Genomic DNA, 13,421 nt, shown 5'->3' with positions numbered 1-13,421 from the left:
ATAAAATACGCGATTTCCATAAATCAAATCAATTAACTTTATGCCAACCATAATTCTATAACAATTATGTTTTATGAAAATCTTGTTCTATGGCAATCTTGTTCATGTCAACCATGTTTATGCCAACCATGGCAACACATAGCGAAAATCCATATCGGAAGCATAATAAAACGATGGATACGCAGGTTGATTATAGCAATTGTTTTGCCATGCGATTCCCGTACGATACTGAATATCATGCATGAAGGTAAATAATTTATGATTCGTTATTACTGCATTTGTATAAATGCGAAGATATTTACTATCTATTGTACGTAACACCAACTCTTCGCGAAAATCACCAAACAAATCTGCTACTAAGCAAGGATTTCCTTTCGTTCCATTATTGGTCATTGTTCCTTCTGGTTTTAACATAATTCCGTGGATATTATCATTAATAATACCTGTGTGCTTACCTCCTACATAATCGACTCCATCGGTTACCTGTGTAGTCAAATCTGGTGCCCAACGTATGGATTGATTGGTACCAAGTAAAGGAACGGAAAGTTTTTCTCCTGTACAAGAGTAGGTTTCTCTTACCCAAACTTCTAGTCCTCTCTTTGTTGGGTCGATATCTCCAATCATACATCTACCTAAATCTTCTTCTGCATACTCACCAAAAATGGCTTCTCCAGTTGCCGCATCTCTTAATGCAAATCCATAAGGAGCCGCGCTTCCACCTTCAAATACATTGAAAATTTCAAGACCTGGTCGATCCGGATCAATATCTGCAACATGCATCGCATCACCATGACCAAATTTAGCATATGTACCGTCTGGTAAGTATCCATAACTACTATATAAAAGACTTCCATCGTGATCAATTACTGCTCCGCCATAAATGATTTCATGGCATCCATCACCGTCTACATCCGCTGTGGATAAGCTATGATTTCCCTGTCCCGCCAAAGTTCCATATACAGGATCACTTCCTTCATATTCATGTGGATTCCCATGAAATGGATTTGACATAGGAACAAAACCTGTATCTACTTTAAAATGCTCTTTAAAATGATTATCAAAAAACTGATATGCAGTTATCGCTGCTCTTGTGTAATAACCCCTACAAATAATTAGATATGGATTTTCACCATCTAAGTACGCTACTCCTGATAAGAAGCGATCCACACGGTTGCATGGTTCAATTCTAGGCATTGCATAATCTCCCCATAATAGTCCATCATCTACACGTGGAGTTGGAAATGGAATCGTTTCAATCTCACTGCCATCCCCTGCAAACATCGTAAGATATTCTGGCCCTTTCATAATAAAGCCTTCGCATTTCTCTAAATGGTTTTTCTCGCTTCTCATTGGTGCATAAACATGAATAAAATATTCTGCAAGTTCTTTCGCGTCTTCTTCCTTTAGTGGGTATGAGTATTTTTTTTCTATACCAAAACATGCTTCTAAAGTATCTGGCCATTGTCCTTTTATTACCTCAGGATGTTTATGCCAATTTAAAAACAAGTCTATTATATAATTTTTGTAATCATCACTGGAACAAACATAATTATCCTCGTGTCCATAACCAGCCTTAATATCTTCCTCTGGCATGGTAATAAATCTTTCACTCCCCAAATCACCCGACTCATTGTAACTTATCATTTTCGTTCCAGGCGCAGTTTTTACAGCAATTTCAGCCTTCCCATCATTATTAAAATCATAGACCATAAATTGCGTGTAATGTGCACCAGCTCGAATATTAACCCCCATATCTAGACGCCAAAGTTTTTTACCATCTAATTTATAACAATCAATATAACACTTTCCTGTGTAACCTTTAATGGAGACATCATGAGAATTGGAAGGGTCCCATTTCACTATGTATTCATACTCTCCATCACCGTCCACATCACCAACACTAATGTCGTTTGCAGAATATGTATACGCCTCCCCTGCAGGTGTAACTCCACCCTCTGGTCTATCTAAAGGAATTTCTAAATAATTCACACCGCTAGAAAATGCTTTTTTCCCCTCGCAAGGAGCAAACTCCTTGCCGTTCAAATAAGGAGCCACTGCATACAAATCATTCATCGTACCTGTTTTATCTAAATAGTTTGTACTATCAGCTACAGTTGAAATTTTTTCTCCATTCTTATACACTACAAAATCCATACCAGACAATCCAGTATCTGTATAACCATTTACCTCATTTAAGAACAATCTCCAACTTAAGAATATTCCTTCCTTTGTTTTAACAACGATAAGTCCCCTGTTAAGTTTCTCTAATTTGGGTTCAAATACTTTTTTTACAGGAGTCTTTAATACCTCACTTAATAATTGTTCTTTATCATTGATCACTGCTGAAACTTTTATATAATGAGGCACATGGGTAGCTTTTTCTAAAGTAAAAACACACTCTGATGTTGATGCAATCTTTTGATACTTTACCGTTTTCGTATCTTTATCTGCATAATAAATGTTATATGTCTTAGCATCACTAACTTTATTCCAAGTAATAGTTACAAAATTATCTTCTAATTGTTTTATTATTGGTTTTATCATTATAACCTCCATGCTACTACAAGCAGCTTAATCATTGAGTGTAAAGTACTCTTTATGCTTTAAACTTTTATCCGCAAGGTTTATCAATACTAATCAAATACAGAAAAGAAGCTGTCTTTGACAGCCTCTTTCTATATCAATTATACCCTGAAAAAGTTTCAAAGCGTTATTATAAAAATTACTTATTTAAATCTGCATGGTAAAGTTCGTTTACTTCCTTAATTACTTCTGTTCCACCTAAGCTCTCCCAGTTCTTCCATGCTTTTTGTAATCCTGCTTCATCAATTTCACCACAGATATATTGTGTTCTCGCTGCTTGAAGCTCTTGATCTAAGGATGCACCATTTAATGAATATGTAGGTGAATTTACTAAGTAACCGGATGCTGGATTAAATACTGCTTTCTCTACATTCTCTTCTTTAATTCTTAACTCAATATCTTGTCTTTCCGTTGTAACTGTTTTAATACTTGTTGGTGTTAGATTTGGAATATATGCAACTACTTGATTTAATGGAGCATAATCTTTCGCTTTTACAGGATCTTGAGTATCTAAATCAACTAAATTTCCATTTTCATCTTTTTCCCAATGTACACCTTCTAATCCATAAGAAGAAAGAATTAACATTTCATCATCGCACATTTTATCTAGAAATTTTAAACATGCCTCTACTTTTTCTTTCGTATCTGCAGCCTTAGTTATAACAAAGAAACCACCATAACCTGTTGTTGCTAATGTTTTATCATTAATAGTACCAACTAAATTCATTGACGCATTTTTACTAGAATCAGTAACGGATGGGATGCTATTTGTCTCAAAATAATCCCATATTCTTCTAGCACCATCTAGCACGTCGATGTAGATACCACATTCACCATTTTTAACAGAATCAGACCAAGTTGCAGTATCTCTAACTGCCCAATCTTTATATACTAAGCCATCATCATACATCTTTTTGAACCAATTAAGTGCTTCCATATATTCTGCTGTCTGATGAACTGGCACTAAATCACCATCTTTTTCTACCCACCCATTGCCTACACCAAACCATGTCTGCATAATATCAAATGGTCCAGTATATTTACATAATGCAACTCCATAAGTGTCATCCTTACCATTTCCATCTGGATCATTATAAGTGAATTTATACATCATATCATAAAATTCATCGAGGGTTTTAGGCTCACTAATTCCTAATTTGTCTGCCCAGTCTTTACGATATCCAAAACCATTTCTTCCGATTGGTCTTGCTCTATATAATCCTATAAGTTTTCCACCAACAGTAAGTGATTTATTTACATTTTCATTTGCTTGGGATAAATTTGGATAGGATTCTGAATCATTTATAAACTCACTTAAATCCCAGAATGCACCTGCTTCTGCAGAGCTAACAATAACACCAGTCATACTTCCTACTGCCATTATCATAGGCATACTATCTGGATCTGCTAATGCAAGGGTCAATTTTTCCTCATAATTATCACTTGGTACCCAATCAAACTTAACTTTTGTATTTGTATAATCTTCCATTTTCTGAACAACTTCTGCAGCATATTCCCCAGATAAAGGACTGCCTTCATAGTCAAATGTCATCATCGTAATTTCTGTTTTTTTGTCCCCATTACTTCCAACTTCATTGGATGCGCTCTTACTTTTACAACCACTAAATGTGGCTCCTACCATAGTAGTAATCATAAGTAATGCTACTACCTTTTTTAAGCTTCTTTTTCTCATAATACATCCTCCTTAAAAATGATTTATTTTTGACTCATTGCAATATACCTTGCAGCTGAGATATTGCTAACTATGTAATTGGGTATGTAACGATAATTTTTTTATCAACCTTTTACAGCTCCAACCATAACACCTTGAGCAAAATATTTTTGAACAAATGGATAGACCATTAATATTGGAACTGTTGCAACAACTGTTGCTGCCATCTTAACTGCTTTATCCGGTGGTGCTCCCATTGCATCAAAATTAATTAAATCTGTTTGTATTCCTTGTGCCAACAAAATAATTCGGCGTAGTACAATTTGTACTGTTTCTTTGTGTGGCTTTAAATAAATCATTGCATTAAAATAATCGTTCCAATGGCCCACTCCATAAAACAAGGAAATCGAAGCAAGTACTGGTTTTGATAATGGTAGTGCTATCTTTGCGAAAATACGAATCTCGGAGCATCCATCGATTCTTGCTGCTTCATCAAGTTCTCTTGGTAGCTCTTGAAAGAAATTCTTAACAATGATCATATTAAATGGGCTAATTGCACCCATTAACACCAAACCGAAAAATGAATCCTTTAATTTTAAAGTTCCCATTAAAATGTAAGTGGGTATCATACCACCTGAAAATAGCATCGTGATAATTACAAAGTTCAATATTGCATTTCTTCCTCTTAGTTGTGATTTTGAAAGTGGATATGCAAAGGTTGTTGTGAAAAACATATTAACGAACGTACCTAATATCGTAAGAATTAAAGAATTTTTAAGTCCTCGAAAAATTTCACCTGTTTGTGCAATGTATTGGTAAGCATTGAATGAAATTTCTCTTGGTATGATAAAAAACGCTCGCTCTGTTAACTCTTTTTCCGTTGCAAAGGAACCTGCTACTACATATAAAAAGGGTAACAATGTAGCCAATGCTATCAAACCAATGATAATATAAATTAGTACTTGTGTTGCTTGATCGCTGGCGCTTCTTTTAATTTTGTTATGTGCCGCCGTCATATAGCTCATCCCCCTTCTAATAGATTCCTTGTTCACCAAATTTTTTCGCTAACTTATTAGAGCCTAAAACCATGATCAGACCTACAATGGACTTAAATAACCCCGCCGCCGTACTGAATGAATATTGCGCGTTAATGATACCTTTTTTGTAAATGTAAGTATCGAACACTTCTGCTGCTGAACGATTTAAATCATTTTCCATTAAGAAAATTTGTTCATAACCAGTATTTAAAAGTGAACCTACGCGAAGGATTAACATCATGATAATAGTACCTTTGATTGCAGGTAATGTGATATGCCACATAAGTCTCCATCTTCCTGCACCATCAACTCTTGCAGCCTCATACAATTGAGTATCAACACCAGCCAAAGCTGCAAGGAATATAATTGTCCCATAACCAGATTCCTTCCAGATGCTCTGCCCCAAAATTAATCCCTTAAAATATTTTGGTTTTGATAAAATATCAATTGTATTTCCAGTAATTGATTTTATAATCATATTAACAACACCATCTGATATGTTAAAAAGCTGATATGTAAGACTGGCTACGATAACCCAAGAAACAAAATGTGGTATATAGATAAAGGTTTGCGCAGTCTTTTTAAATTTTTGTGATCGCAATTCATTTAATAATAACGCTAAGATAATCGGTGCCGGAAAATAAAATACTAAATTTAAAATAGAAATCCCCAATGTATTTTTTAAAATCATCATAAAATCTTGATTTGCAAAAAATGATTTAAAATGTGTAAGCCCCACCCACTTACTTCCTGTGATTCCTTGAAATGGGCTGTACTGTTGAAACGCAATTACTATACCTCCCATTGGTATATAACGAAAAATTAAGAAGTACAGTAATCCAGGTAGCAGCATGATATATAACCATTTATGATGCATTATATATCGAAACAAACTTTCTTTTTTTATTGCTACATTTGTTGCATTTTTGTTTCGCTTTCTAAATGGAATAGGTACAAGAGCTTCTTGTTTTGCTTTTTTCATAAGCCTCCTCCTTTTATGCATTTTGTCTTTTACAAAACTTTTTTTAGTAACTTTATAGTGCAATAATACTTCTCAAATGCAATTACATCAATAATCATTTTCTATCCTTTTGTGTTAATTGCATATATAACCTATATTTTTATTGTTATTTTTGTTAATTTTGTAATTTATAATCATTTTATTGACCATATAACTAAACCGGAATTAGATGATTAGAACGAAGCTCTCTGCTTTTATTTCCTATCAGAACAAAAGTGTGCTTCGCACACTCTCGCGAGCAAATACTGATATAGCACACCTTTTGTTCCGCGCGCGCAGCTGCGTATCCTTAACGGAGCGATTTTTAAATGATAGGACAAAGCAAAAATGCTTTGTCCTATCATTTAAAAAAAGCTCCTACATATAGCTCCTTTCATGTGGTCACAAAACAAAGAACACGCGCACACACATTTTAGATTGCTATTTGTAAAAGCTTATTTTAGACAAAATGATATTCATAATCCGCTTACACTGGTTGCTCTATACCCCCGATCGTGAAAGTGAGGATAATTCTTAGTAAATTAATTCTTTTTATGTTGTTGACGATACTTTCCTGGAGTAGTTCCTTCCATTTTACTGAAAAATCGAATAAAGTTTTGAGAATTCGTATAGTTTAATTCTTCAGCAATATCTGAAATATTCTTATTGGTTTCTATTAAAAGTTTTTTCGCCTTTTCCAATTTATAATTTCCAACATAATCAGTAAAAGTGGTATTGTATTTCATCTTAGTCACCTTCCATATATAGGATGGATGGTAATTTAATTGCTGGGCACATTCTGCTAAGGTTATATTTCCGTCATTTTGTTCAATTAAATCCTCGATATCTCGCATAGTTTCTGAAGATTTACTCATTCGAATTTCATTTATTTTTACTATAACAGGCTCTATTACTTTTTTCTTTATAAAAGTCCGCATCTTAGCCATATCGTAAATTTTATTCATCTGCTGGAATATGTTATCCTTTAAATTATCTTCAAATATATCATCTAACGAAAGACCTGCATCGGTTGCTATTAATAAACCAGATATTACAAATCTTTGAATATGTAAAAAACAATCACTTTGTATAACATTTTTCTGGGTAAGTCCATTAATAAATTCATCTATAATAAGAAATGCTTCCTCAATATTATTCGTATCAATCGCTTCTTTTAATTTCTTCTCCGATAATCTGTCATAGGAATATCTACTATTATTTTCTTTGATATCCGAATAAAATAACATACTATTACAATCTGTCGCATCTTGCATTGAGCCAATAAATAAAATATTTTTCATGGCCTCTAAACTTTCATGATAAGCAACTCTATATTCTTCTAAACCACTATGAGAAAGACTGACTCCAACGTTAACATGTAAATGATACTTCTCAGTGATAAACTCTTCAATTTTTTGATATATATTTGAAACTTTATCTTCTAGTTCCTTCGACGTTTGTCCAGTGACTGAAAGTATAAAATTATTTTCATAACTAATTGGTGCAATAAAAGTTAAGTCTTTTATTTCTTTTGGCAGACTATCAATCATATCCATTCGAATTGCATCTAAATTCGTGTCTTCTGATAAATCTTTTTTATCTTTTGTAGTTAAAACTCCCAACATCAGCATATAACAATTTTGAATTTGAATATGAAACTTTTCTACATAATTATAAATTTTCCCTTTATCAATACTGCCACGAATCATACGAATCTGAAATAACTCAACCAGCTGTGGTTGCTGACTTACTACTAGATTCTCATAGAAGTTACGGTTATCTACTAAGCTTTCAATACGTTCATTGATATAATCAAATTCATTTCGTTTGTTTACATGTTTTGCCTCGTTCTTTAGTATTTTCGTTGACATACTGCCGATACGTTCTGTAAGTAGAAAAACCGGTTTATATAATTTTTTAGTTATAAATAAGGAGATACTCATCATTGCTATGATTCCAATCAAAAGCGATAACGTCAAATATATAATAGTATCTCCTTCACTACTAACCACTTCCATATCATAGCTAACTAAATATGTCCAGTTCAAAACGCCTGAATGTGCAGTTGCAATACTATATTTTTTACCATTATCCAACTTTATATTTTTTGAATCTTTAAGAAGTTCCATATGACTTTTCGCATAGGAAGCTAATGTAAGATCGGTTGTATAAACCACATCACCTTCATTATTTAGTACAGTAATATCTCCACCACCTAAATCTTCTCTTAATTTCCGTTGTAAAAAATCCATATCTATATTTATTATTAAAAGACAATTTGGATTTTTTTTAATTGTTGGTGCTTTAATCACCAAATTTAAACCATTAATTTTAATCTCTTCACGACTTAATTTTGTTTCAGGCATAAGTGAGTTATCCAACCAAAAACTCCTGGTTAAAGTTCCCTCATATTGATTGAAAATATCTTGTATTTCTTCTTGATTTTTTGCTTCAAAAAAATGATACATTCCTCGGTTACTAAGAACCCACTGGGTATCAAAATTAATGAAGGTATATCCTGATATGTAAGACAAATAATAGTTGGTTCCAGCTAAAATATCTGTCGCTCTTTTTAAATAGGAATAATCTGAATATGAAATTTCTGAATTTATTAGCCACTTAAGCTCATCTCTACCTGTTTCATAGACATAGCTTCTGCGTATGTTATCAAGTGCTGTATCTATCTTTGATTTTACTTGAGAAACAGTTGATTTTGTTGAAGAATACACCTTATCAGATACTCCTGACGTATAGGTATGGTAAGAAAAAACACCTAAAATAATCGTTGGAATTAACATAATGATCATCATGCATATAAAAACAGTTCCTTTATAGTTTAAGTGCAATAACCCCTTGCTCTTCTTCATCTTCTCCTCCTCCCATGTTTCGTAATCTCCAAATTTTATATTAGTCAAAGCAGATTCACCGTCTACTTATACTACTCATAACCTTACTTCTACTTCCTTGGATTTAACTATATTTCCATTAATTCTATAAACCTAAACTTTACAGCAACAAAAAAAGAGCTCGCTTCCTAGTAATTTTCCATTCTGCAATGCCCTCTTATTATTTGTACGTACACTCGATGTCTCTTAACAAAGTCATTTCTTATATCGTTTGTATTATCGTTACTATACAGGCTTAACAAAAAATTACACTATTTTCTACTATATCGCAATTACAAGCAAAGATTTCCTAATAACAGTATAGCAAACAGCACTAAAAGATTCAATATAAATCCCTAAAAATAGTAATAATGACCATATTTGCTCATTATTATGTGTTTTTTGATTATTGTATATATTAAAATACTTCTCGTACTTTTGGTATGTTATCGTAATTAAATTATCATTATCCTTGTATAGTTTTATTGCTTTCTTACCAATAAATGTGTACAATAGTAAGTAATTATTATACATTTTTAACAATTATGTGGAGGGAGTCATGAAACAGATAAAGAAAATCGGAGTATTTATCTCTCATATCTATGGAGAATATCAGAGCATGCTTTGCGAAGGAATTATACATAAAGCCACAGAGTACGGGTATCTAGTAGAAATCTTTTCTTCCAATGAGGGGGAAAACTTAGGCGATTATGGCCTTGGTGAATTTGGAATTCTTCATATTCCAAATGTGGATGACTATACAGGCATTATATTTGCTTCTGATACCTATCGACTAGTTTCCTTAAAAGATGAAATTACTAAGTTACTTGAAACTCAATTTACTTGCCCTATTATAGACATTGCTCAATCAACATCACCCTTTCCACGAATTATATTAGAAAACAACAATCCATTTGAAGACCTTGTGACTCATCTAGCTAAGGTACATCAGTATAGGCATATTTGTTATTTAGGAAATATTGAACAACCTAAATTAAGTAACCTACGTTATCACGCATACCAAAGAGGAATTAAAAATCTGAACTTACCACTAAGTGATCAGCATTTTTATGAATGCACGGACACTAAAAATCAAATAGCAAAAGCAGTTACTTTTTTCCTGAATACAAAACAAAGACCTGATGCCATTTTATGCTATAACGATGAATACGCTCTTTCAGTTATTGAAGAATTACGTGCTAGAGGAATGAAAGTCCCAGAAGATATCGCAGTTACAGGATGTGATACCTTAGAATTTGGTCAAAATACCATGCCTAGTCTTACATCTGTCACATTTCCAATTGAAGAATTAGGCGAAAGCGCGATGAATCAATTAATTCGCGTCTTTCATGGTGAAACGATAGAGCCTTTATTTACTGTAAATGCTTCGCCGCATATTGCTAGTTCCTGTGGTTGCAGTATTAAAAATGCAGAAAATCATTCCTACAGTCATATTTTAAAACAGCGTATCGATACATTGGAAAACCACTTAGTTAGTCATATTCATATGTCTTCCACTCTTCATAATGTTACAGATATTGATCAAGGAATGGATATATTAGCACAATTTTTAATTGATTTACCAGAGTGCAAAGAATTTTATTTATGCCTTTATGAGGGGTGGGACAGAGTTTCTAAGCATATACGTATACTCACAAATTCTGAAAAAGAACGCTTTGATACAAACACAATACTTTTAAAACTTGCTTTAAAGGATGGAAAACGTTTGCCCGAATGCACGTTTATAAAACATAATTGTTTACCGAATTATATCTATGAAAAAGATTGCACCTACATATATACTCCTCTCTTTTTTGGTGAAAATAATTTTGGATACGTTGCTCTTTCCTACCACCATGACAAAGTAGGCTATTCCTTTTCTTTTATCTCTTGGTTAATGAACATAAATAGTATGCTAAAAAATATATGCGACAATAAAAATATGGGATTATTAGTTGGACGTTTGGAGGATATCTATCTAAAAGATGAACTTACAGGACTATACAACACACAAGGCTTGCAACATATGTCACAAAAGTTAATACAAACTGCAATTTTAGAAAATCGTAATATAATGATTGCTATTTATGATTTAGATTGTTTAAAAATAATAAACGATACTTATGGACATCTGGAAGGAAACTTTGCAATTCAAGTATTAGCTCATGCGCTAGAAAACTCAATAGAAGATGGAGTTATATGCGCAAGATTAGGTGGTGATCAATTTCAAGTATTAGCAATCGATTATACGAATGAAATGGCAAAGCTTTTACGAAGTAAGGTTAGAACATATATTGATAACTACAATCGCTTAACTACTAAGGAATATGTAATTCAAATTAGCTGCGGTTTTTGTGTTCGTTCCATTTCTTCTAAAGATGAAATGGACGATTTATTAGATCAATCTTATAAGCAATTGTATCAGGAAAAAAGAAAAAAAGAAATTCATAGGCAATCGATCTCTGATTGATAAATATTTTGTTTATATAACGATTCATCCTGAATTATTCATGTAAGTAAATAACAAAGTTAATTTACTGATCTTTATATCAGCCCGTTGTTTTTTACTTTGATTTTATGATTTTACTTTTTTTAACAGTCAAAAAGAAAGGAATTTAACTAAGGTATTATTACTCTCTTTTTTTAACTGCCAATGTGCAACTCACTATCTACTCTAATAACCTTTGTAGTGGTCTTAGTGAATGTATTTTTGATAAAACCTCATTAAATTCATTTTTATAAGGGCAACTACTGCATAACTTAAAGATTAGATAGCGTGATTTCTTCGTTAGCCTTGCTGCTATTTTTATAAGTTTTAAACGAATTGTATCAACTTGAAGATGTCTCATCTTCTTTGGTAAAACCATTCGACGAAACCAATTGAATATGTTATATGTTAACATATTGATTTGGAGTCGATTTTGATTAGTTATGAAATCATGATTTGGCATAGCATTCATATGAAAGCCTAGTTTTGCTTCTTTAATCATGTTTTCCATAGTCCCTCGATTACAATAAAAACGTAAAATATCCTGGGCAGGAATCTCCATATTTGTAACGATGAATGTATAATTAGCTACCATTACTCCATATGGTTTTTCAATCTTGCAAACAATTCTACGAGGATATGCCCAGCTATCAGCAGCATACATGAATTCAGTATAAGTGCAAGCGTAATCAACAAGATTATTGTTTAATGATTCCATAAAATCATAAACATCACCTTCAACCATCTTACGTAAGCGTGCTGATTCCTTCATACGAATAGCAAAACTCACACCATTGGTCTCTAACTTTTCATAAAGCATAACGTCTGCGAAACCACTATCACCTCTTAAGAATAGTTGAGTATCTGGATAATTATCCATATATTCCAATAGGAGAGGATACAAAAAATTATGTGCGTCCTTTGAAGTGTAAGTATTTCCTGGTCTTAACTCAGCCTTTAATAAATCCTTAGTTAACCCATCAAATACTAATAATGGATGATATCCAACGTTTTGATAATGAGTATTATAGCTACTACCTTCTTGCGAACCATACGTAGTAAATGAAGTAGAGTCGACATCAAGAATGATCTGTTGTGGTTGTTCATAAGAATAAATCTTCTCACGTAATAGTTGATGAAGAACATCCATCTGCACAATACAGATGTCATCAAGACGATTCATAAAACGGCTTATTGTAGGTTGAGATGCCAATCTTTCTTTCGAAAGAATTTGAGTAAATATAGGATCAAAAGCCAATTCATCCGCATCATCATCTTGAAAGTACCCAGCGATGTTTTGAAAGATACGTTGCATGAGTATGGATGAATCAGAATGAATACGCTGTTTTGTATCAGTACTAAAATTCTCAGCAATGATAGAGGGGATCTTTAGTTTATTTATATATTCATAGAGTAAAAGTAATCCAGAATCGGAGGAAAGTTCTCCTCCATTAAAATTTATTTTAATACGGTTATTGCATTCTAAGTGTAAATCCTGTAAACTAGACATATAAGGTTTCTCCTTTGTTTGATTTTGGGTCGCACTTAAATTTTAACAAAGAAGAGGCCTTTTTTCTATATCTAGATTTCACTTTTTAGGTGAAAGTAATAAATGTATGAAACTCAGTATTAAAAAGGTATTGTATCATGCTAACAAGGTCAGCATGAATAATTCAGGTTCATTTAGAACTTAATTCGCATGGTGCTAAAGCTCAGCCATTGCAATTTAAAAATCAATGAAAGAACAAAATATTTT

The 13,421-nt window shown here is 32.8% G+C and carries 7 protein-coding genes; 1 reads left to right on the top strand and 6 read right to left on the bottom strand.

Annotated elements, in window-relative coordinates:
- Positions 1–117 precede the first annotated feature (117 nt).
- From BN4220_RS12430 to BN4220_RS12410, 5 genes are all read right to left on the bottom strand, one after another.
- On the bottom strand, positions 118–2,544 hold the full coding sequence (locus tag BN4220_RS12430; RefSeq protein ID WP_066716701.1) for a rhamnogalacturonan lyase: 2,427 nt from the start codon (positions 2,542–2,544) through the stop codon (positions 118–120).
- Positions 2,545–2,722: 178 nt separating this feature from the next.
- Positions 2,723–4,276, bottom strand: coding sequence for an extracellular solute-binding protein (locus BN4220_RS12425; protein ID WP_066716699.1), 1,554 nt, complete (start codon positions 4,274–4,276; stop codon positions 2,723–2,725).
- Between the two features lie 104 nt (positions 4,277–4,380).
- The gene (locus BN4220_RS12420; protein WP_148401738.1) at positions 4,381–5,271 is read right to left on the bottom strand and encodes a carbohydrate ABC transporter permease; all 891 of its coding nucleotides are present in this window, start codon (positions 5,269–5,271) and stop codon (positions 4,381–4,383) included.
- Between the two features lie 16 nt (positions 5,272–5,287).
- Positions 5,288–6,274: an ABC transporter permease gene (locus BN4220_RS12415; RefSeq protein ID WP_082812289.1), complete on the bottom strand. Its 987-nt coding sequence runs from the start codon at positions 6,272–6,274 to the stop codon at positions 5,288–5,290.
- 560 nt (positions 6,275–6,834) lie between these two features.
- Complete coding sequence (locus tag BN4220_RS12410; RefSeq protein ID WP_066716693.1) at positions 6,835–9,159, bottom strand: helix-turn-helix domain-containing protein; 2,325 nt, start codon at positions 9,157–9,159, stop codon at positions 6,835–6,837.
- 577 nt (positions 9,160–9,736) lie between these two features.
- Here BN4220_RS12410 and BN4220_RS12405 point away from each other — a divergent pair.
- Positions 9,737–11,647, top strand: a complete 1,911-nt coding sequence (locus BN4220_RS12405; protein WP_066716690.1) for a substrate-binding and GGDEF domain-containing protein — start codon at positions 9,737–9,739, stop codon at positions 11,645–11,647.
- A gap of 199 nt (positions 11,648–11,846) precedes the next feature.
- Here the strand turns inward: BN4220_RS12405 and BN4220_RS12400 are convergent, their stop codons facing one another.
- The gene (locus tag BN4220_RS12400) at positions 11,847–13,175 is read right to left on the bottom strand and encodes an IS1380 family transposase (RefSeq protein ID WP_066712939.1); all 1,329 of its coding nucleotides are present in this window, start codon (positions 13,173–13,175) and stop codon (positions 11,847–11,849) included.
- Between the last annotated feature and the right edge of the window lie 246 nt (positions 13,176–13,421).

It is taken from the genome of Clostridium sp. Marseille-P299 (assembly GCF_900078195.1).
GTDB lineage: Bacteria > Bacillota > Clostridia > Lachnospirales > Lachnospiraceae > Lachnoclostridium.
The sequence above is the reverse complement of the archived record's forward strand: the minus strand, read 5'-3'. Positions and strand labels throughout refer to the sequence as shown.